The 19,242-nt window shown below is 55.5% G+C and carries 24 protein-coding genes; 16 read left to right on the top strand and 8 right to left on the bottom strand.

Translation table 11 applies throughout. From position 1 onward, the window contains the following. Positions 1–16 precede the first annotated feature (16 nt). The gene (locus tag LPA44_RS13430) at positions 17–409 is read right to left on the bottom strand and encodes a hypothetical protein (protein WP_230890051.1); all 393 of its coding nucleotides are present in this window, start codon (positions 407–409) and stop codon (positions 17–19) included. A gap of 180 nt (positions 410–589) precedes the next feature. Here LPA44_RS13430 and LPA44_RS18440 point away from each other — a divergent pair, with 180 nt between their 5' ends. Continuing rightward, entirely contained in the window at positions 590–799 is a 210-nt protein-coding gene (locus tag LPA44_RS18440) for a hypothetical protein (protein ID WP_442903395.1), read from the top strand. 238 nt (positions 800–1,037) lie between these two features. On the opposite strand, the gene LPA44_RS13425 is transcribed toward LPA44_RS18440, so the two are convergent. Next, entirely contained in the window at positions 1,038–1,616 is a 579-nt protein-coding gene (locus LPA44_RS13425; RefSeq protein ID WP_230890050.1) for a hypothetical protein, read from the bottom strand. Between the two features lie 424 nt (positions 1,617–2,040). Here LPA44_RS13425 and LPA44_RS13420 point away from each other — a divergent pair, with 424 nt between their 5' ends. Then, entirely contained in the window at positions 2,041–2,889 is an 849-nt protein-coding gene (locus LPA44_RS13420) for a hypothetical protein (RefSeq protein WP_230890049.1), read from the top strand. Between the two features lie 202 nt (positions 2,890–3,091). Here LPA44_RS13420 and LPA44_RS13415 read toward each other — a convergent pair whose 3' ends face one another. Next, complete coding sequence (locus LPA44_RS13415; RefSeq protein WP_230890048.1) at positions 3,092–4,258, bottom strand: ISH3 family transposase; 1,167 nt, start codon at positions 4,256–4,258, stop codon at positions 3,092–3,094. Positions 4,259–5,206: 948 nt separating this feature from the next. Here LPA44_RS13415 and LPA44_RS13410 point away from each other — a divergent pair. The 4 genes from LPA44_RS13410 (at position 5,207) to LPA44_RS13395 (ending at position 6,602) form a co-directional block, all read left to right on the top strand. Continuing rightward, a complete protein-coding gene (locus LPA44_RS13410; protein ID WP_230890047.1) occupies positions 5,207–5,404 on the top strand; it encodes a hypothetical protein in 198 nt (65 codons plus the stop codon). A 150-nt stretch (positions 5,405–5,554) separates the two neighbouring features. Then, positions 5,555–5,737: a hypothetical protein gene (locus tag LPA44_RS13405; RefSeq protein WP_230890046.1), complete on the top strand. Its 183-nt coding sequence runs from the start codon at positions 5,555–5,557 to the stop codon at positions 5,735–5,737. Positions 5,738–5,845: 108 nt separating this feature from the next. Beyond that, a complete protein-coding gene (locus LPA44_RS13400; protein WP_230890045.1) occupies positions 5,846–6,127 on the top strand; it encodes a PadR family transcriptional regulator in 282 nt (93 codons plus the stop codon). Between the two features lie 181 nt (positions 6,128–6,308). After that, complete coding sequence (locus LPA44_RS13395) at positions 6,309–6,602, top strand: hypothetical protein (RefSeq protein ID WP_230890044.1); 294 nt, start codon at positions 6,309–6,311, stop codon at positions 6,600–6,602. 143 nt (positions 6,603–6,745) lie between these two features. On the opposite strand, the gene LPA44_RS13390 is transcribed toward LPA44_RS13395, so the two are convergent. Further along, positions 6,746–7,180, bottom strand: a complete 435-nt coding sequence (locus LPA44_RS13390; protein ID WP_230890043.1) for a hypothetical protein — start codon at positions 7,178–7,180, stop codon at positions 6,746–6,748. A 478-nt stretch (positions 7,181–7,658) separates the two neighbouring features. On the opposite strand from LPA44_RS13390, the gene LPA44_RS13385 reads away from it, so the two are divergent. The 5 genes from LPA44_RS13385 to LPA44_RS13365 all read left to right on the top strand — a co-directional run bounded on the left by LPA44_RS13385 (position 7,659) and on the right by LPA44_RS13365 (position 10,248). Continuing rightward, positions 7,659–7,820: a hypothetical protein gene (locus LPA44_RS13385; protein ID WP_230890042.1), complete on the top strand. Its 162-nt coding sequence runs from the start codon at positions 7,659–7,661 to the stop codon at positions 7,818–7,820. Positions 7,821–8,270: 450 nt separating this feature from the next. Then, positions 8,271–8,957, top strand: coding sequence for a nucleotidyltransferase domain-containing protein (locus LPA44_RS13380; RefSeq protein WP_230890041.1), 687 nt, complete (start codon positions 8,271–8,273; stop codon positions 8,955–8,957). Then, a complete protein-coding gene (locus LPA44_RS13375) occupies positions 8,957–9,448 on the top strand; it encodes a hypothetical protein (protein ID WP_230890040.1) in 492 nt (163 codons plus the stop codon). The genes LPA44_RS13380 and LPA44_RS13375 overlap by 1 nt, the downstream gene beginning before the upstream one ends. A gap of 109 nt (positions 9,449–9,557) precedes the next feature. Beyond that, positions 9,558–9,932: a hypothetical protein gene (locus LPA44_RS13370; protein ID WP_230890039.1), complete on the top strand. Its 375-nt coding sequence runs from the start codon at positions 9,558–9,560 to the stop codon at positions 9,930–9,932. An 82-nt stretch (positions 9,933–10,014) separates the two neighbouring features. After that, a complete protein-coding gene (locus tag LPA44_RS13365) occupies positions 10,015–10,248 on the top strand; it encodes a hypothetical protein (protein ID WP_230890038.1) in 234 nt (77 codons plus the stop codon). 1,342 nt (positions 10,249–11,590) lie between these two features. Here the strand turns inward: LPA44_RS13365 and LPA44_RS13360 are convergent. Further along, on the bottom strand, positions 11,591–12,031 hold the full coding sequence (locus LPA44_RS13360; protein ID WP_230890037.1) for a hypothetical protein: 441 nt from the start codon (positions 12,029–12,031) through the stop codon (positions 11,591–11,593). 250 nt (positions 12,032–12,281) lie between these two features. Here LPA44_RS13360 and LPA44_RS13355 point away from each other — a divergent pair, with 250 nt between their 5' ends. Next, positions 12,282–13,550 (top strand): outer membrane protein assembly factor BamB family protein, encoded by a 1,269-nt coding sequence (locus tag LPA44_RS13355; RefSeq protein ID WP_230890036.1) that lies wholly within the window; start codon positions 12,282–12,284, stop codon positions 13,548–13,550. Between the two features lie 1,036 nt (positions 13,551–14,586). Then, positions 14,587–14,733: a DUF7563 family protein gene (locus tag LPA44_RS18435; protein ID WP_353635594.1), complete on the top strand. Its 147-nt coding sequence runs from the start codon at positions 14,587–14,589 to the stop codon at positions 14,731–14,733. 156 nt (positions 14,734–14,889) lie between these two features. Here the strand turns inward: LPA44_RS18435 and LPA44_RS13350 are convergent, their stop codons facing one another. The 3 genes from LPA44_RS13350 to LPA44_RS13340 form a co-directional block, all read right to left on the bottom strand. Further along, on the bottom strand, positions 14,890–15,114 hold the full coding sequence (locus LPA44_RS13350) for a sensor histidine kinase (protein WP_442903394.1): 225 nt from the start codon (positions 15,112–15,114) through the stop codon (positions 14,890–14,892). Positions 15,115–15,244: 130 nt separating this feature from the next. Beyond that, positions 15,245–15,805 (bottom strand): class I SAM-dependent methyltransferase, encoded by a 561-nt coding sequence (locus LPA44_RS13345; protein ID WP_230890035.1) that lies wholly within the window; start codon positions 15,803–15,805, stop codon positions 15,245–15,247. Position 15,806: 1 nt separating this feature from the next. Beyond that, on the bottom strand, positions 15,807–16,247 hold the full coding sequence (locus LPA44_RS13340; RefSeq protein ID WP_230890034.1) for a DUF302 domain-containing protein: 441 nt from the start codon (positions 16,245–16,247) through the stop codon (positions 15,807–15,809). 503 nt (positions 16,248–16,750) lie between these two features. On the opposite strand from LPA44_RS13340, the gene LPA44_RS13335 reads away from it, so the two are divergent. The 3 genes from LPA44_RS13335 (at position 16,751) to LPA44_RS13325 (ending at position 19,084) form a co-directional block, all read left to right on the top strand. After that, complete coding sequence (locus tag LPA44_RS13335; RefSeq protein ID WP_442903393.1) at positions 16,751–17,164, top strand: hypothetical protein; 414 nt, start codon at positions 16,751–16,753, stop codon at positions 17,162–17,164. Between the two features lie 447 nt (positions 17,165–17,611). Beyond that, positions 17,612–17,950, top strand: coding sequence for a thioredoxin family protein (locus LPA44_RS13330; protein ID WP_230890032.1), 339 nt, complete (start codon positions 17,612–17,614; stop codon positions 17,948–17,950). Between the two features lie 15 nt (positions 17,951–17,965). Continuing rightward, positions 17,966–19,084: an aminotransferase class V-fold PLP-dependent enzyme gene (locus LPA44_RS13325; protein ID WP_230890031.1), complete on the top strand. Its 1,119-nt coding sequence runs from the start codon at positions 17,966–17,968 to the stop codon at positions 19,082–19,084. Positions 19,085–19,242: the final 158 nt, after the last annotated feature.

The raw sequence follows: 19,242 nt of genomic DNA, 5'->3' as shown, positions 1-19,242 counted from the left end.
GATTCCAGAATCTACCTTAGCCGTATATGATTGGCTCAAGTTGGATCTGAATAATAGTGGTATTATGCCTGACGTAGACGGATACGGTTGGCTCCGTCACGTAGTCTGATTGGGTTATTTGATGTGGGAGCTCGCGGAATTGGTCTCGAAGTGACCGGGACATTTCGAGGGAGATCGTCTCATCTGTCGCGTTCGTTTTGACTGCGGTTTCGACGACTGATTGGACGGTTTCGTTCGCTGAAAGCGAGGTCTCGTTCCAGTTGACGACAGTCACGTTTGCAGGAGTACTCTCCTCGATACTCGCACCCAAGTGCACGGCGTGTGGTTCTTCAGGGTAATTATGGTCTGGCCCCTGCTGACAACCAGCGAGGACGAGAAGGATGACGAGGGCCAATCTTCGGGAATCCATATCGGATGAATATACTCCAACAAGTGTAACTTTTCGCTAAGCTATTTTGATGTACTTACCGGATCGAGCACGACATCAAGGCGGATTTTAATTCGGTTATTCGAAGTGAAACAGCCGCTCAGTAGGTGAGCGAACGCAACGAAAGAAGGCTTTTCACAAGGCGAGACGAAGTATTATGGAATGTCGCCAACTAATTCCAGTACGGACGGGTTGGAGTTTTCGCTCCGTAATGCGATCTTAGTCGTCCTTGCCCTGTTCACTTTTCACCTCGGAAGGGGGTGGGCGCGGGGGCTCGTGGAAGGGAACTATACGATAGGCATATTTGGATTGATAGTTGCTCTTGTTCCGATAGTCTGGCTACTGCTTGTAATCAGAGAGGCATATTTCTGAAACCCCATCAAACGTGGGCCTTCCCCTAGAATCATACTGTTGATAGCCACATAATGACGTCTGGAATATCTATAACGACCGATTCATAGACTTCCTGTACTTACTGAGGGTTCTCACCAGCGGATTCGGAGTGAAACAGCTGCTCAGTAGGTGTGCATACTGAATAGACATATTTGAACACGACCAATCTCTCAATTGGGAACACCAATTGGAGTCAGTTTCCAATCAATCGCGCAGGCTAGTTCCCTTCGATTGCGTCGATAACCATCGCGGCAGCCACTATCGGTTCCCGTGGGACAGAGCTGGTATCTTCGATATTGACGTCGTACCGGTCTTTCATCGAGAGCTGGCCAGAGATCGTTCCCACGTGCCCGCCGTCGGCGTCGGTAATCTCGTAGTGGTGTGGGATCAGATTACCCAATAGTCCCGTGCGGAATAGGCCCACGAACTTACGAGAGGAAATCTCCGCCAGTTCAGCATCGGTCTCGGGATCGCGGATCGTCCAACTTGCACCCTTAATCTGTTCGAGAATGGAATACTCGTGATCGAGGACGACGATGTCCTCACCGCTTCGGGCCTCCGTGAGGACGTACTGGCCCTCGTAGTCTCGGATCTGCTGAGCGTTTACCGTGAACACATCTTCGCCGTTCTTGTCGAAGAATGGGAACTCCTCTTTGAGTTTGAACGTCTCCTGCTTCCCCTGAAGGACTGTATTGCCGCTGTCGTCCTTTGCTGTGTACTTGTTTCGTACCATGCTCTGTTCGACGGTGTAATGATCGGACGACAGGTCAATTCCCTGAATATCGTATTGTCCCATAGACAAATTGATACCCTGGAGTGGGAAGAAGGGCACGGCTTCACCATTAATCAGGTACTATTTGTGGTGAAACAGCTTGTAAGTGGGGTTGCATATGTATCAACGTATGATTTTTACACACTCCTGTTCAAGTAACATCACGGCGATGGTGTTGGAATCATACTACCGTTTGGAGGGGTGGGCCGAAGACCTCCCCCGACTGAAATTCGCCATCGCCGTAGGTATTGCGAGTTTCTTCGGGGTATTCGTTGGGAGTCTGTTGTTGCAGGAACTGACCACTGTCCACGCAGTGATGATGGGAGTTACGACGGTAATCGTCGACTATGCGTTTGACCCACGATAGACTCACCCTCTGTATGACCGCAACCGGATCAGAATATCTCACTACTGAGGATTTCAACAATCCCGAGAGTACGTAACGATAATGGAGTTTACAGAGAAGTTCGATGCTGCAGAACCGACACATAGACTCGTCACTCGACGTCTATCTGGTGTGAAAGACTGGGACGAGCTCGGCGGTGTGACAGTCGAGAACCGGGCGATTCGTGTTCTGATGGACTACGGAACTGTTGTCCACATAGGGCTTGATCCAGAACACGGTCAATTTGAGACGGTACAACGGGAGCTAACGCAGGTCCCCGACTCGAAATGTATCTTTGTCGGTTCAGATCATGAATTCCGAGCGTCGCTTCTCGAGGACCGGGCATTGGTTGAGTCATTACTCGAAATCCCGGACGGTGATACTGATGCGTGGACGGACCGTCTGTTCTACTTCGTCGAATTTGCAGTTCTGACCGACCAGTCGTGGCTATATCGCTCAGTGCCGCATGAGGCCCATATCCGAGAAATCAACGCAGGGGAACACGAGGGAGTAATTGAGAAACTGAACGAGACATTTGCTCAGGTTCGAGGTTCGGCTATTGTTCCGTTTGGTGGGCTTGCCTCGTGGACATTTAACGGTACCACGTATGATTTGAAATGGAACTCTCTGTATTGCTCCTATAGAGAGCAGAGTACGTCATATGAGTTGGAACGGCTAAGGCAGGTGACTGCACTGTTTTCTGAGAACGTCCTACGCCTCGATTGGAAGCCGGTGTCCGAGGAGTCGTTACTTCGTCGAACGGTTTGGCGAGTTCTGGGTTCGGAGAGTGCTACTCCGCCAGCACAAATCGAGATTCCTACTGGTGAAGACGGAGAAAAGATATTGGATGCGTTCCGCCAGCTACGTGAGAAACTTGGATATGAATATGACGTTGAGACTTCTTCGGATTAGTACCCCGATCAGCGGAGAGTCAATAATCAGTACCTCACAAAGCGTCCTCAGTTGAGTCAGTCTGAGGTCTGATTTCTGTTGCGGAGTGCAGTGACCGACCGCGATCTCCTCACAGATCGACGGGAAGCTGTCGCTGTCGGCGGCGCTCAGCCGCCGACGCGACAGCGTCGCCACTCAGTGCGGGGGCTGTCCCGGTCAGTGGTTAGCGGTGGAATCGGTCGTCAGGTGGTCGGTTCGCGGGGACGGCCCGACGCACCGCGAGGGCCGTCCACGCAGCCCGTCGAACCATATTCACGAACTCCTTGTACGGCCACCACCACAGGCGACGCCCGCCTCGGCGCGGCGTCGCCACGTATTCATAGTGGAGATACCGCCAAACATTCTGTAGCAGCAGACTCACTACGACGTACAGCAGTCTCACCGTCGCGTCTCGTGTCGTTGTCGTCGCTATCGCTTGCTCGGACAACCGATAGCTCGATTCGATACCGAAGCGTTTGCTGTAGTGGTATCGAGCCTGGCGTGGTGTCTCGATGAACGGCGCGTCAGCGGCGTAGCCGTGACGCGCCACGCCGTTCTCGTCGTACCGTCCATTCAGGTATGTACAGTCGATGTAGACGGGAAACTCGACGGTCCAGCTGTGACCGTCGAGTTTCCCTGTCAGGTTGTGTTGAATAATGCGACTCCATCCTTCCGAGAGTTCCTGCTGAATCGCTTCACCCCACCGGATGATCGGAACCACATAGGCGTAGTTGTGCGTCTGTAACAGCGTGAGACACTTGCTGTCGTAGAATCCGCGATCAAGATAGACGGCCTTGACGTCGGTGTCAAGGCCGTCGAGGACACCGAGGAACTCAGCGAGGACACTGCTGGCGGTGTCGCCGTCTTCGAGACGGCGCACCGCCAGCGTGTAGCGTTTGTTCTTCACACGCGCGTAGAGTGTGGCGTAGGCGTGGAATGCGGTGGTTCCACGCTTCGCTTCCGAGTGGTAGAGAGCGTCTGTGTCGTCTTCATCACCGTAGTAGGGTCGCAGGTGGAGGTCTGCGCAGACCTCCACCTGCTCGGGAAGCAGCTCAACGATGTCTCGTCGAAGAAGCGTGTTAGCGACTCGTTCGAGCCGTTCCGGCTCGAACTTCGTCCGTAGATGATAGAGAATCGTGTTCGCCGATGGGGAGTCTTCACTGGAGTTGCACAGCGTAGAGACCGATGTCCCGTCGGCGCATGCGCCGACGAGGACCTCGTAGATGTCCTCAGCTTCGATTTCAGCAGTAGCGCCGAGGTCAAGATCAATTTCATCGCTGAGCGTGTTGACGAGAAAGTTAAGGAGCTGGTCTTCGTGGATTTCACTGTCTGCTTGCTTGGTCTTGAACACACCATCAGCAAGCAGACGTTCTAACTAACCGGCTTTGTGATGTACTGATAATCGGTTCGTCTGTTCTGACCGCAGTTACTCACCACAGCGAGGGGGGTTCTCACCAGCTGATTTGGTATGAAGCAGCCGCTCAGTAGCCGTGCATACCAAACAGTGAAATTCTTGGGTTATCCAAACTTCCTAGTAAACTGATGTGAGATGATAACCATGGAACGATTATATTTGTATCAAGGTTCGTTAGCTGTATGGGGATTGTCGTTTCTCCTTAACGCCGGGACTTCATTCGCTACCGGAGACGAGGGCTTGTTCCAATCCTCGTTGCGGTAAGTGGGAGTGCTCTGGTTCTCGGCTCGGGCTATGAATCTCTCCGAACTGATCCCGATGAGTTCACTGTCTCTGCTGGTGCACTCCTTCTTATCAGTGGCACTGCTTGTTTGATTCTGATTCTGACCGTCCTTGATATTGTACTTCCACTTTAATCGTCTGGCATACGCTCTGTGCTAACTGATCTTTGTATCCTCTGTACTTACCGAAGCCTCTCACCGCATCGAGATGGGTGCTCGCCAGCCGAATTCGGCGTGAAACAGCCGCTCAGTCGGGATGTGAACTGATTCTTGGTGTGACTTTCAATAGTATCTCTTAACCAATAAGTTCATAATTAAAGTGGTCTATCTTTGGAGTGATGTCTGCTCTTCGATCCGCGCTATTCGATTGGGACGCGGCCCGAGTGTCCAAAGTTATTGTTGCTGGACTAGCCGTATATATCGCACAGCGTATCGCAGACGGATTTCTAGCTGAATTAGGGATAGTAATTATACTTTGTATCGTACTGGACATTCCGTGGTTGATCGCAGAGCGCATCTTGGACCGCTGAAAGCCGAGTATCTCGATATATGTGTCCGTGAATCTACCGGTGGAATAATGTGGTTGAGAAGTGACTAGTTGAGTATGGCTGAGCAGAACGTTGTGGGATTTATTGAGGAATGGCAGACGGGCGCCTTCCTCATTATTGGTTCCGCACTCGTCGGTGCGGTATCCGGTAGTCTCCTTGGGACACTGGGGTCTGGCAATCTTGGCTTAGTCGGGTTTATCGCCGGTGCGGTCCTTGCGTTTCTATCTATCTCGCACCTACTATATGGCAGCTAAGTTGATTTCGGTAACAGAGAAACTGTTTCTCTGTACTTAGCGATGGAACTCAATCTATCAGGGTTGGTTCTTACCAGCGGATTCGGAGTGAAACAGCCACTCAGTCGGTGTACGAATGTGTTATATGAAGGGACTGTTTCTCTGCCCGTAATGCTAACCGAACTCTCCCCGCAAGAACTGGTTATTCTTGCGGCGATTCTCGTATTGATAGTTCTGACTGGTGAGATATTTATTGGATTGGTGGTTCTCTTATTGGTGCGGATTCTTGGGGTATTGGCAGATATTCGCCAAACTCTCACGGAACTTTCCGATAATGATTCTCCACCTGTCTAATTCACCTTGATCGTCCTGAAATTGACAACCCTGTGAGCCGTTCTATGAGACGCTGATAGCCGGCAGATTGTGCGAACGCTTTTAGCAGTATTACCCAATAACAGAGGTATGTACGATTTGACGGGGTTTCAGCGTGATTTGTTGTATGTGATTGCAGGACTTGATGAGCCACACGGATTGGCGATCAAAGATGAGTTAGAGGAGTACTACGAGTCCGAGATTCATCATGGCCGGCTCTATCCGAATCTCGATACGCTCGTTGACAAGGGACTCGTAGAGAAAGGGGAAGTAGACCAGCGAACGAATTCTTACACGTTAACTCGCCGTGGGCGTCGTGAAATTGCGGCGCGTCGCAACTGGGAATCTGACTATATCGACATCAACACCTAAGCCATAGTACACCCCGAATTCCAATAGAAAACCACCACATAGCTAGGGGAAAGACCGCCTATTATTGGCCTTGTTAATAGAACTCTCTGGCTCTATTGGCAGCCTCATCCGGTAACAGACTGATGCTCGAATCACTAAGGACAGCCGAACGCTTTATTGGGTCAAGCTTCGGTTAGTACGTGTGCAGGCACTTCGCAGGGTGTTGTTTCGTGAGCCGGACGGACAACCGAAGAGTCTCATCTTCGCACTCTTATCGTTCGTTTGCCTCCTCGGGTGGGTGTATTTCGGGATTGTCCTCAACGGCCCTCACAATATGCTCTTCTTGGGTCTCGCGTTTGGGTTCTCTGGGATAGCCGAATCTCTGCCGCCGAACCGACAACGTTCAGCAGGAGTACTGCGAATACTTGGCCTTGGTATCCTCGTTGTCCTCGTTGTTCTCCTCATATTGGCTCCAGAGATAATATGGGCCCAGTGAGTGCAGTCTGATTTGAGAAATACGCATCTCCACTTATCGGTTGTTCCACGCCAAATCCAGGTGGGGGAGAACCTTTCCCGATGTGGTGCGGCATTTCGTTAAGTGCAGAGGATGCATCTATCGTCTGTTACAGACGCGTTGCCCTATTGTTTGAATCGTCCAGTATTGTCCGTCGTACTGATCTTCCACGAGAATTCTCCAGCTGCATATACAACTCCTTCTAAGACGTTGTCGTACTCTCGGGTAGACGGATTGAATGGAACTCGTCCGCCTGTCTCGGGAAGGGTGCCGTCGATTGTGAACTCAACCAAGTAGTAAACGGATTCAGTGAAAATGTTTCTGAAGGTCTGTGTCTCACCGGGAGCGACTGACGACGAGGCTGTCAATTCTCGTTGTTGAGGCCGTACGGTCACGTTGCCGGAGACGCTGTAGCCATCGGAGTCCGTCTCTGCATCAGTGCCAATGTCTACGACTGAAATTCCAATCACGTGTGGGAGGTTGTCTTGATTCTTGAACTGGAGGCTCCCGGCGGGGATATCATCGCTTTGAAAGACAGAACACCCGGCAAAGCCGGACATACCAATCGCACTGAGCGATGCGAGGAGGGCACGACGATTCACATCCAAGATTTGTATGACTGTCGATAAGTATTTTTTGTGAGTTTGAGAAACCGGAGAGAATGATTGAGACATCCGCATCCCTACTAAGCGGCTGTTTCACTCAGGATTCGCTGGGAAGAATTCGCCTTGCTGTGGTGCGTGGCTTCGGTAAGTACAGTGAAGATTTATGATTCTCCGGGTAACAGTTACGGCCAAGAACTCTGCCATGAGTCACCTTGCAGAAATCACAGTCGGCGGTAGTTCGGTAGGTATATTCGTATACATGTTCCTTATTGGAGGGACAGCAGCGGGTGGTATTCTGTTAGCGCTTCTTCCAGTGCTAGTGTACGTGGCGTGGCGTTATTTATCGTATAGCGACGGTGCAGGCGGTCAAGTTAGCTAGTAACCCACATAGATTAGCACACAGAGTTATCATCTAGTTCGTGGGTTAATGTCTATGGACTGGCGGTTGCTCGTTGCCGGATTCGTCGTCTGTGTCGGCCTTGTTGTCGGTTGGAGAAACACCGGAACTGTTGGTGGTGCGATTTTCGTTGCTGGCTTGGTTTCAGCGTTGTTTGTCGTTAGCTGGCTCATTGATACGTACGTCTATGGACTGTAACCCGCTCAGAGCCATAATACAAGGGCCTATACCGGGATATTCGCTCACAAACTTTGCGGGTGATTCGGAACAGTCTCGGTTGTAACGAACAGTCCAAAGCGCACCTCCAGAGAGAGTAGCAACCACCAACGACGAACCAGAGTCAGCAGACAGTGTTCGTAGATCATCGGTCTAGGTGTGTTCGTCACATCGCATGACGAAGCCCATACACAGGCAGACCACGAAGGTCATCAGAAGTCGCCGTTGTCAGGCGATTCTGGGTCAGCAACAGTCAGCGGGCGCGAAGGGGACCGGTAATGCGCTGTGACGAAGCCGGGATATCGCCCCGACAGCGAAATTCGTAGCGGGCCTGTCCTCGAGAACAAATTACAGTGGAGGTTGGCAAATCGGGGAAGCAGACGCTCAAGCAAACCACAACTCTTTTGCATATACTGCAAGTAGTTTCCTATTATGCAAAATGGGGCGCGTGTGCTACTGGACTACCCCCTCCCCGAAGAGCGGGTCTTCCGGTATCAGGCAATGCAAGACATCCTCCACCATCTCGTGAACAATCCGTTCGAAGAATTCACGCAAAAGGAGCTAGCGACGATCACTGGAGCCGACATCTCGTCGGTCTCTCGGTCAGTCAATCTCCTCGAACAACTCGGCGCCATCACTGTCTCCGAGGAAACGCCCGCGAAAATCGCAATCGACCAAGACCATCTCACCGCATCCAATCCCCTCCTTACAATCCCACAAGAGGAGTTCCGGAAACCCGTACAGACGTTTCTGGAGGAGGTATCCGACGACATCGACGCCTCCGAGGAGGTGGACGAGCTCGTCGGTGTAGTGCTGTTCGGGAGCGTCGCACGCGGGACTGCCGACCGGAGCAGCGACATCGACCTGCTCGTACTCGTCGATGGCGACGCGACGTACGCACGACGGCTCACCTCGAAACTCGCCAGGGACCTTGAAACCCGAGCGTTCGACGGCGACCGCTACCAGTTCGAGGTCCTCGTCGAAACACCCGAATCAGCCGCCTCCCGTGGCGACAACCTCCGGGAGATTTTTGACGACGGCATTATCGTAGAACGAACTGATACGTTAGCAGATGTTCGGGCAGCAGTCTACCAAGACGACGGAGAGGTGACGGACTGATGCCACTCACGCTTGACGACGTTGAGTCAGAACTCTCTGAGGCTGAAACCGCATTTCGGCACGGCAATCAAGACCCGGAAGCAGGGCTTGACGTGTCTGATGCTGGCTTCGTGCAGTTACGAAAAGCGTGCCGATCACTCTCCGGAGCTGACCAGCTCATGGCGGACGGATATTACACGCTGACGATCGAAGCCGCCTTCACGTCCATCGAGAAGACGTTGTTGTTCTGGTTGATCGACGAGGGGCATCAGGACCCAGCGAACCCGCCACAATCACACACGACGGCAATCAACCGAAGCGCTGACGTCGGATTCATCAGCCCAGAACTCGCCGCCAGGCTAGATGACCTCTGGTCGGATAATCGCGCACAGACGTACTATCAGGACGGGATGGCAACACGAGCGCGAGCCGCGACGATGCTCGCGCTCGCAAACCGCATTCACCAGCAAGTCGTTCACCTGGTCGGCCAACACCACGAGTGCATCTGCTGACCAGCAGAAACGACTCCAGCAAGTACTGTCCGCGGACGGATTGCTAAGTACAGACAAGACATTTACCACCTCCTCGGGTTTGATACAGTATGTCAAAGGCGGCAGGAGGATGACTGAACGAGGTCGTCAGATCGCGGTGGCGGTGGTCGTCGGATTCGTGAATCTCGGGCTGCTCCTGTGGTATGGGGAGGTCGTATTGAATCTGTCCGGGGGGCCGTACGTAAGTCGGCTCAATTTCGTCGCAACGTGGTCGTTCTGGATTGGTGGCCTTTGGGTGATGGGCGCGCTCCCCACATACCTTGCTGTCCGTAATCGACTCCTTAGTCCACTCCTGCTGACCGGCCTGTTCACGGGGTACTGTTTCTGGGACTCGTTCTCTACGTCAATGGAGTCGTTCACTCCGCTATACTACGGCGTGTGGCCGTTCTTTCTCACAATTATCTTGCTCGTGGGTGGCGTTGAATATTATCTCTGCCGCTCATAGGTTTAGATGAGCCACCGGTTAATTGGTCCTACTAATGAAACCGCATCAACACTTATCCTCCAACAACTCATAGGTGTCGTATATGGCCCTCAGTGTTTGGGAAGTGTTCCTCTCCTTATTCAGCGGAGGTGAGGAATCCAAAGAGAAATCCGGTGAAGAATCTGTTGAGGAGGAAGCCGAGGGGCGCTTTGTTCCGTCCCCGCTGGACTTGTCCGTCCGAATCGGTCACGGTGGGTCGGACAGCCAGCGAGTCCGTGAACTCGCCAAAATAAGCAACCAAGCAGAAGAAATCGAGGAACAACGACGCGATAACTAAGCCCACACTAACAGGCCATTTCACCTCGAATCAGCTGGTGAGCACTCACTTCGATGGGTGAGTGGCTTCGGTAAGTACAGGAGGCACAACGAACAGAACCGATGCCCCACTAACCATATATCTGTTGAGAGTGTAAAACGAATCAAATGGCCCGTGACACGATTGTGTCTTGGAAGACGTTTGCCCTCTTCTTGCTGTTTCCGCCGATAGCACTCCTCGCTATCGTGCTATTCCCAATTACGCTACTAGTGATATTTTGGATGTACTTCCGTGGCAAGAAACAGGCACAGCAAACCACCTCATCTCCGAATGCTTGAACGACTCCTGGTTAGTTCACATCCCTACTAAGCGGATGATTCATCCCAGCAGTGATGGAATTAATCGCCCTGTGAACTGTTCTATGACACCCTCGGCGTACCGTCAAACAGAACACGTATAACTCGAAATACGGTAGTTCTGAATCGATATGTCCCTAAAAAAGGTCCTCGCCGTGATTGGTTTCGTGCTGCTACTCGGCTATTGGCTGCGCCGACGAACTGCCTCCACCGATGGCACTGCTGATCGTATACCGAACGGGAGCGACGCGTAGTCTACCGCTCCGCCTTAGATAATTCGACGGCCACCAATTACCGACTCTATCGTCTGTGTCCCTGGACCAGAAAAACCTACAACCAACGAGACAGCTCGGTAAACTATGTCCCCCGTGTTCCCTCTCCTCGTCGCCCTCAGCACGCTCCTCCTCTTGGTCATGTTTATTGCAATTGGCGTGTGGGTCGCCCTCGATGCCAGCGCTCGTGGAGCTTCACACCCTCTCTTGTGGGCCGTCTTCGCACCGTTCCCCGGCGTCCTCCTCCTCTACTATGTTGGCTGGTGGCGCCGCAAACATGGCCGTGGACAGCCGCCGTCTCGCCGGGAACGATATGCGGCCGTCGTCGCTGTATCTGGAGTGGGTGGCTTCCTCGTCGCTGCCGTGGCTCTCCCACCCGATCCCGTCTCACAGATGCTCTATTGGCCGGTCGCGTTCGCTGGGTGCCTTCCCATTGCGTACTGGCTGATTGGCCGGCGACAACCCTCGACGCAGCCCACATCGTGAACACTGCAGCCCTTTCTGTCAGAGTGCCGTGGTAATACAGTCGCACGAATGGGTTCTGGCGGCCACCCGCGGATACCAATCGGTGTGGCTGTTCGTGATTGAGACGGGCGGACTCACGGACGAGCCAGCGACATCACGGGCCTCGCGATGCAACTACGGTCTAGGAGATATCCACGGAGGACAAAAGTTCGGAACAGAGTGTCCAGTGACACTATTTCCGTATTCTCGAGTTCGGCCTCGTAGCGATCGTCACAATTTGGCTCGTTTCTTAGCTAGCCAATTGACCCCTCTCACACCGACGTATCCGACTGCGAACGCGGCTGTCCCGAACACGATGGCTGCGAGTGCGGACAACCCGATTGAGACCGGGTCGAAGAGGAATGCGAGCTTGCCAGCAAGCGTGTGGCTCGACAATCCAAGAAACGCCCATTCGGCAAAGAATGCGGCGTACGCGCCAAACAGCGTCACCCACGCACCGAGGAGACTCCCATGTCGATAGCCGATTCCCGCTGCTGCGACGGCGCCGACGAGCGTCGCATCCAAGGGAAGGAACACGACACCACCGTCGGCGCTGAAGCTGCCGGTCGCGTACATCACGAACGTGCCGATAGCGACGACGGCCGCGATCAGCACGTCGAGCCGGCGCTCGAAGCGATTTGCGAACAGGATCGTGTGGAGGGCTTCACGCATACTGGCAGTCCCGTCCGTACCACTACAGGTGTTTCGCCACCTGAAATAATGGTGGTATCGAACAGCTTCACACTGATCACCGAGTGCGTGAATCGGTGAAGTGATGAACCACGAGTCACTCGGTATAGGCCGCATATTCATTTCTGTCGATTCTGCGAGAAGCGTGGATACAGATTGGTCGGTACATACTGACTATTGTACAATATTCTCCAGGCAAGCAGTTTAAGTGTTGGTTGGTTTAAAATACCGTATGTCCCTCCACTCGCGCCGGGAATTTCTCACTACCGCCGGTACACTAGGTGTTGTATCGCTTGCAGGCTGTGCGACCGTTGACGGCCTTCTCGGCAATGAGTGGCCGACGACTGCGGACGGCACAACTGAGCCGTTACCCACTGAATCTACTGGCTGGCCCCAGTACGGCCGAGACACGCGCCACACTGGGTTCGCCCCAGAGGTCCGCGTTGACGACCCAAGCGAAGACTGGACGTTTACTCTCACTGGGAGTATGACGCCACCGGCGATCGTCGGCAACCGGGTCATCGTCCATGGAGGAGTTACACCGGAGTCGGATGGGAGCGACGGATTCTCTGGTGGCGCGGTATTCTCACTCCAGTCGGACGACGGAAGCCAGGAGTGGCGGCGCGACCTGCCAAGCATTGGCGGTGGCTACTCCGGGTGTCCGCCAATCGTCTATCGCGGTTCGGTGTACGTCGGGCACGCTGGTAAGAGCGGGCTATACGCGATCGACGTGCGGGACGGCAGTCCACGGTGGCGACACGAGACGGACAATTCAATCAACGAAGCCGCTATCGGCTTTCAGAACAACGTCGTCGCCTCCACCGGCGACGAACTACTTGCGTTCGACGAACGCGGCCACGATCAGTGGACCTACCACACTGGCGACGACCGGGCTTCCGTCTCTCCACCGGCGGTCGGCGGCGGCTACGTCCTCTACACGACGGGCTTCCTCGGAAGCATCGTTGCGATCGACCCTCGTGAGGGTAGTGGCGTCTCGGAGTGGATATACCAAGCCGATAGCAATTTCGGAACGCCGACCGTGGCGAATGAGACGGTGTACGTCCCCGGCAGTACCCAGATTCATGCCATTGACGTCGCGACCGGTGAGGAAATGTGGACAACAGAGGTGACCACGTCGTCCAGCGTCGCGACCGACAGCAGTCGACTGTTCGCCACGACTTCGGGGGGCGATCTCGTCGCCTACGAAACGGCGGACGGAATCGAGACGTGGCGCACGACCCTCGCTGCCGGCGACAGTGTGTACCTCCGAACGCGTCCACTCGTGACCAACCAGTCGGTCATCGTGACGACGGAAAAGCCCCAGCTGGACGAGCGTGTGACGACCTACGCTGTTGACCGTCAAACCGGCGAAATGCGGTGGACGGTTGACCAACCGGGCAATGTCGGCTTTGACGCCGTTGCTGCCGATGGCCGGATATACGTTCCCATCTACTGGAGTGCTGACGAGAGTGGCGGGACACTTGTCGCGCTGTCAGACTGACTACGCGATACGCACATCTACTGGGCGGCCGTTTCACTCTAAACGAAAAGCAGCGCAAGTTCCCCGCCCCACCGTGGGCGGGGGTAAAGCGCGTACGCTCCGCTGCATATTCCGTCCGTTCAAGTTGACAGGCAACCATACAGCAGGGACGGGAGCCACGTTATCCGCCTCGCAAAACACCGAGAGGTTGCGCCGGGCTGTGTCGGGCGGTGGTGAAGCCGCCGACCTCCACGGACAGCCACCTACGGCGGCACTAGACGACCGCTAGTGCGGTAGGAGACATGGCATGTTCGGGTGTCATCTGCTCGCAGACGACCCTTCGGGGAGTACGGAGGGAATTACATTCGCCTGCTGCCGTTACGCTCCCCATCTTGGGGAGAGGCCAAACGGCGAAGCCCCGCACCACCGTGCGCGGGGTACTTCACATTAGGTGGTGGGAACTCATTTCGACGGGGCTGAGTGTCTTCGATAAGTACAGAGTGCCCAGCTATCGTCGTTCGGCTGACCGATTGTCTCCGCTGGGAGTCCACATCCACGCGATGCCTATTCCGACGAACATAATGATGGCGGCAATAGGTTCGATCCACGGGAGGAGCGGCGACGCAGCGGAGAGGAAATTGTCATAAAACGCCCCGATGGTCGCACCACTGAGGAACACAAGCCATCCAACTGTCCGAATCACAGTCCAGTCCTCTGTCCGTGATTGACGGAGGGTGATAAGCCACGCAAGCGCAAATAGTCCACTCACCAGAAGCGTCACCCAGTCCATAACCACCGATACCAAACGCAGAAAGAAAAATCCAAGTGATAAATTCGCATACTCACTTACCAATTGTTTTCACCGCACGTAGTAATTGACCAATAGTATTTCAATAGCGCCAAATGTGTCACTCCATAGCCAGGAGATCTATACAAGGTATTGATTTGTGAGATTCCCGAGACTGAGTCTGGAACTATTGTGGACGCTTCTGCATTTTTACTCGTTCGTTTCGTCGCTGTCAGAAAGCCTATGACAGATGAGATGACTGCTACTGGTATGCCGGAGTGCCAAAACTGTGGCAGCCACGTCACAGATGTCTACGTTCGTGTATTTACACCGGACTCTATCGACGAACCACGTGTGTGTCCGAACTGCGAAGACATGACCCGCAGCCGCGAAGGAGTCCGAGAGAAACGAACATGATCCAAGTCATCGCGCATCCCAATATCGAAAGAGTCGATGGCTAGCGCCCTTGATACACTAGCACTCCACAGCGCTACCAGCCTGAAGGGACGTTGGGCTTTGTGAGTGAACAACAATTTGAAGTCTTTTCTCGTCTGGCTCGCCAAGACCGTCGACTCAGCAAGTGGTAGTGATTTCGAAGCGAGCACCGCCGTTCCGTCCGTTTGCTGCCGAAATCTCCCAGCCGTGCCGACTAGCGACTTCTTCGACGATACTGAGCCCGAAGCCGGTTCCCTCGTCAGCAGTCGTATAGCCTGCTTCAAACACGCTTCCACTCGCTGATTCGGGCAGTCCCACTCCATCGTCGGCAACGTAGAACCCGTCGTCTGTATCACCCACCATCGAACTCCGTGAAACCGACGACGGCGAACGGCAACTCCGTGTCAAAGGGTTTCCCGCTGCGTCCCGGACGTGGCACTCATTCTGACCGGCCGCCAAGAGCGCGATACGGACGGCGACGACTGCCGGGATGTTAATCGGTGGTCGCCGTTACCAGAAACGTTTCTGGCCGTACCGCTTCGAATTCGACTGTGAATCCGTGCTGACGGAGCGCACTCGTCGTCTCAGTGGCGGAATACCGCTCGTCAACGGGTGGGCCGTGAGACCCACTTCCGGAAGCTGCCCAGTCGACGATAACGAGCGTCCCCTGTGAGGCGAGCACGCGACTGAGTTCGCTCAGCGCCCGCTCGCTCGCGAACTCATGGTAGGTCATCGTCGAGAACGCAGCGTCGAGACTGTCAGTATCGAACGGGAGGTCGTCGATGCCACTCGTCACGAGCTCGACGTTCTCGGGGACGCTTTTCTCCCGGTAGTAGTCGTGCATCGCATCCTGGATGTCGACGGCGTACACGTGGTCGACAGTTGGTGCGACGTCGTCGGTGTAGAACCCGGTCCCGCTGCCGAGATCTGCGATCGTCTCGTCGCCGTCTGGTGACAGCGCCCAGAGCAGTTCCTCCGCGGAGAGGAAGCGGTACCGGCGCTGTGCCTCTTCGAGTTTGTCAGCGCGGTCGGCGTCGAACGTGTGATGTCCCATTTTAGAGGTTCGCGAACGCCTCGTCGACGAGTTCGCCGGTATCGGCGACGATGTCCGCCATCTCGTCGTCGTCGGGCGCCATCCCGACGAGGCGGGCGATACGCATGATTGAGACGTGATAGACGACCTGCTTGCCCGATTCCTCCTCCCAGACGACGACGTTGCACGGCATTAGTGCACCGAGCCGGTTGTCGGTCGCGTCGAGCGCTCGGTCGGCCACCTCGGGATTGCACGCGCCGAGCACGTAGTAGGGGTCGCGGTCCGCGTCCACCTTCTCGTTGAGCATCTCGGAAGGTGAGAACTCGACGGGAATGCCGAAGCCGGCGTCCGTGAACACCCCGCGGACGTGTTCGATCGCTTCTTCGTGGCTCATCTCGAGGGTCGCCTGTTCTTCGCCGATGTCTTCTGGGTCGATCTGGTTCGGGTCAATTGGGAGCGTCATTCGTGTATTATATTGGGCCTATAGCACAAAGTCCCTTCGAGTCTCCCCCATCAGAACGCATATTCACGGGCATAGAATATCGTCCGCAGATGTTCGAGGAAGTCACTCACGACATGCAGCGATTGCTCAACGACTGGTATGATGCCATCGGACATCTCGTCTAGGAGTTCGAAGCCCACCGGACTCGTTGTCGTGGTACGGAATGATAACTCACGTAACCCGTATGCGATCATTAAAGCGGTCGAAAGCGCGGGGGGTTCGGAGAAACCCACAAATTACTGTGGAGGCTCGGATTAGGACCATAATGGCTATCAAACACCGAGAAGATATTGGATAAAAATGGGTTGGCGAGACAAGATCAACGGGCAAAGACGGTGGCTCGGTGACGAAAAACCCAAATTCAGTGCTACACCGCTTCGGCTCAGCGACATACATCTACGTTGTACTTTCGGCGAGCAGCCAGTAACTCCACGAGCGTATTCGAATCGCCGGGATGCGAAATCATGACGTCGCTGCCACACCCTCGGCTGCTCCGGAGTGTCGGCGTGAGCGCAGCGCTCTTCGTCCTATTCGGGACGGTAACGGGCCTCTTGCCGAACCCAATCTACGTTCGGATGATTGACCGGACCCCGACTGATTACCTGTTTCTCGTCGCCACAGCCGCCTTCGCCGGCGCGTTCATCTACCAGCGCTCACTGGCCGAAGAGCCGATGGGCGACAGGCTCGCCGCTGGCGGCGTTGTCGGCGGGTTCCTAGCCTTTGGGTGTCCGATCTGTAACGCTGTGCTACTCGCACTGTTCAGCTCGTCGGCACTCATGACATACTTCGATCCAATTCGACCAATACTCGGTGTCATGAGCGTTGCAGTCTTCGCCGCGCTCCTGGTCTACCAGCGTCGGCGTTGTGAGGTGTGCTGACCGTACGACCGACGGTATCGCTGACCCAAACACACTTGGTCCGGTCAGGTGAATGCAAGACCAACCGATGACCGCTTCGGATGAGGAGACGAGTGCCGAAGACAGCTCAACACCGCCGTGGCGATTACTCGGTGTTGGCGGCGCGTTGAGTCTCTGTTGTCTCTTTGCGGCACCAGCAGCCGGTGTCGCCGCTGCCGGGGGCACGGCGGCTGCCCTCACTAGTGGCCTCGTTAGGATTCTGGTGACCGCTCTAACGGCCGGCGTGATTGGTGGCCTCTACTGGTTCCACACCTCCAACTATGCCGACCAGAGTTGCTCGACACGGACTTGACAGCGTTCGTGGCCGCTTCATCCTCTTATTCGGTTTCGACCGGGGAATTGAACGCACCAAGTTGTATTGTACAGTTTACCCAAGACTATTAAACACCGGGTGCGTAGAGGCTGGTAATGGCAACGCAGACAGCGAAGACGGACCGCGTGGTTTCGCTTGGTGACGACGACCTCGAAACGGTCGTCGAAGACAGTAGCGTCGCGCTCGTGGAGTTCTACACGGAGTGGTGTGGCACCTGCAAACGAATGAAGCCGGTCCTCGAAGCACTCGCCGAAGACACTGAGGCGACGATCCTGACGATCGACATCGAGTCGAACCTCGAGACGGCGATCGAGTTCGGTGCCCAGAGCACGCCCACGTTCGTCCTCTTCGTCGACGGGCAACCGGTGAAACAGCTTCGCGGCGGCCAGAACGAACAGACACTCCGCGACCTGATCGCCCGATATCACGACTAACTCCTCGAGAACGAGATGAACCCCAGAGAACTTCGCGCCGACACGCCCGCCCTGCACGACGACGTCTACCTGAACTTCGGCGCCCACGGGCCGAGCCCACGGTACGTCGTCGAGGCTGCTGACGAGTTCGTCCGGTCACACGAGTACGAAACGAGCACGCAAAACGATCCCTACGAGGTGGCGTTCGACGCCTACGACCGCGTGCGGGAGCGCGTCGCCACCTTCGTCGGTGCGGACGACGACGAGATCGCGCTCACGGAGAGCACCACCGCGGGCATCAACGCTGTCGCGACCGCCATCGACTGGGAGCCCGGCGACACCGTCGTTCGAACCGACCTCGAACATCCGGCCGGGACGCTCCCATGGCAACGCCTAGAACAGGAGGGCGTCGAGGTTCGCGTCGTCGAGACAGCGGACGGCCGTATCGATCCCGACGCCTTCGCCGAGGCCGTCGAGGACGCGTGCCTGGCCTGTTTCAGCGCGGTAACGTGGACGCACGGCACCCAGTTGCCCGTCAGCGATCTCGTTGATATCGCCCACGAAGCCGGCACGTTCGCGCTCGTCGACGCTGTACAGGTGCCAGGACAGCTTCCCCTCGATGTCGGCGAGTGGGGTGCGGACGCCGTCGTGGCGGCCGGTCACAAGTGGCTGCTGGGGCTGTGGGGCGGCGGCTTCCTCTACGTCGACCGGACAGCTGCTGACTCCCTCCTACCCACCACAGTTGGGTACCGAAGCGTCGAGACGCCGACTGCAGATCCCTACGAGTTCGCAGCTGGCGCCCGCCGATTCGAGGTCGGCTCGGCGAACCCGGCGCCACACGTTGCCCTGGCGGAAGCTATCGAGGCGATCGACGAAGTTGGAGTCGACCGTATCGCTGCCCGAATCCAGGAATTGGCCGGTCAGCTGGCCGTTGGCGTCCCTCACGACCGGCTTCTCAGCCCGATGGACCCCGAGTCGGGACTCGTGACAATCGACGTGGCTGATCCTGAAGCGACGGTCGATAGACTCGCGTCAGAGGGAATCGTCGTTCGTGCCTTACCGACGCCAGACGCCGTCCGCGCGTCGGTCCACGCGGTCAACACTCACACTGAGGTTGAGCGGCTGCTGGACGCCCTCGAATCGGAGTGGACCTGACAACCGCAGAAGAGTTTACTTCGGCTATCGCATTTCGTCAGGCTGACCCCTGTATCAGTAGACCACACATCTGCTGGCGCCACCCCGAAATGGAGGCGGTTATTTGTCGACGCCTGCCCCGTCCCGCACCCTGTTCCGCCCTGTTGGGCGCACCACCA

The organism is Halobacterium sp. KA-4 (assembly GCF_021028995.1).
GTDB lineage: Archaea > Halobacteriota > Halobacteria > Halobacteriales > Halobacteriaceae > Halobacterium.
This window is presented reverse-complemented; position numbering and strand designations above follow the sequence as displayed.

Excerpts from the sequence above, each read along its gene's own strand:
- LPA44_RS13330 (WP_230890032.1), top strand. The coding sequence starts at position 17,612 with ATGGCAACGCAGACAGCGAAGACGGACCGCGTGGTTTCGCTTGGTGAC.
- LPA44_RS18440 (WP_442903395.1), top strand. The coding sequence starts at position 590 with ATGTCGCCAACTAATTCCAGTACGGACGGGTTGGAGTTTTCGCTCCGT.
- LPA44_RS13425 (WP_230890050.1), bottom strand. The coding sequence starts at position 1,616 with ATGGGACAATACGATATTCAGGGAATTGACCTGTCGTCCGATCATTAC.
- LPA44_RS13430 (WP_230890051.1), bottom strand. The coding sequence starts at position 409 with ATGGATTCCCGAAGATTGGCCCTCGTCATCCTTCTCGTCCTCGCTGGT.
- LPA44_RS13400 (WP_230890045.1), top strand. The coding sequence starts at position 5,846 with ATGTACGATTTGACGGGGTTTCAGCGTGATTTGTTGTATGTGATTGCA.
- LPA44_RS13385 (WP_230890042.1), top strand. The coding sequence starts at position 7,659 with ATGGACTGGCGGTTGCTCGTTGCCGGATTCGTCGTCTGTGTCGGCCTT.
- LPA44_RS13390 (WP_230890043.1), bottom strand. The coding sequence starts at position 7,180 with ATGTCCGGCTTTGCCGGGTGTTCTGTCTTTCAAAGCGATGATATCCCC.
- LPA44_RS13335 (WP_442903393.1), top strand. The coding sequence starts at position 16,751 with ATGACGTCGCTGCCACACCCTCGGCTGCTCCGGAGTGTCGGCGTGAGC.
- LPA44_RS13380 (WP_230890041.1), top strand. The coding sequence starts at position 8,271 with ATGCAAAATGGGGCGCGTGTGCTACTGGACTACCCCCTCCCCGAAGAG.
- LPA44_RS13365 (WP_230890038.1), top strand. The coding sequence starts at position 10,015 with ATGGCCCTCAGTGTTTGGGAAGTGTTCCTCTCCTTATTCAGCGGAGGT.
- LPA44_RS13370 (WP_230890039.1), top strand. The coding sequence starts at position 9,558 with ATGACTGAACGAGGTCGTCAGATCGCGGTGGCGGTGGTCGTCGGATTC.
- LPA44_RS13405 (WP_230890046.1), top strand. The coding sequence starts at position 5,555 with ATGCTAACCGAACTCTCCCCGCAAGAACTGGTTATTCTTGCGGCGATT.
- LPA44_RS13410 (WP_230890047.1), top strand. The coding sequence starts at position 5,207 with ATGGCTGAGCAGAACGTTGTGGGATTTATTGAGGAATGGCAGACGGGC.
- LPA44_RS13375 (WP_230890040.1), top strand. The coding sequence starts at position 8,957 with ATGCCACTCACGCTTGACGACGTTGAGTCAGAACTCTCTGAGGCTGAA.
- LPA44_RS13325 (WP_230890031.1), top strand. The coding sequence starts at position 17,966 with ATGAACCCCAGAGAACTTCGCGCCGACACGCCCGCCCTGCACGACGAC.
- LPA44_RS18435 (WP_353635594.1), top strand. The coding sequence starts at position 14,587 with ATGCCGGAGTGCCAAAACTGTGGCAGCCACGTCACAGATGTCTACGTT.
- LPA44_RS13360 (WP_230890037.1), bottom strand. The coding sequence starts at position 12,031 with ATGCGTGAAGCCCTCCACACGATCCTGTTCGCAAATCGCTTCGAGCGC.
- LPA44_RS13420 (WP_230890049.1), top strand. The coding sequence starts at position 2,041 with ATGGAGTTTACAGAGAAGTTCGATGCTGCAGAACCGACACATAGACTC.
- LPA44_RS13355 (WP_230890036.1), top strand. The coding sequence starts at position 12,282 with ATGTCCCTCCACTCGCGCCGGGAATTTCTCACTACCGCCGGTACACTA.
- LPA44_RS13345 (WP_230890035.1), bottom strand. The coding sequence starts at position 15,805 with ATGGGACATCACACGTTCGACGCCGACCGCGCTGACAAACTCGAAGAG.
- LPA44_RS13350 (WP_442903394.1), bottom strand. The coding sequence starts at position 15,114 with ATGGTGGGTGATACAGACGACGGGTTCTACGTTGCCGACGATGGAGTG.
- LPA44_RS13340 (WP_230890034.1), bottom strand. The coding sequence starts at position 16,247 with ATGACGCTCCCAATTGACCCGAACCAGATCGACCCAGAAGACATCGGC.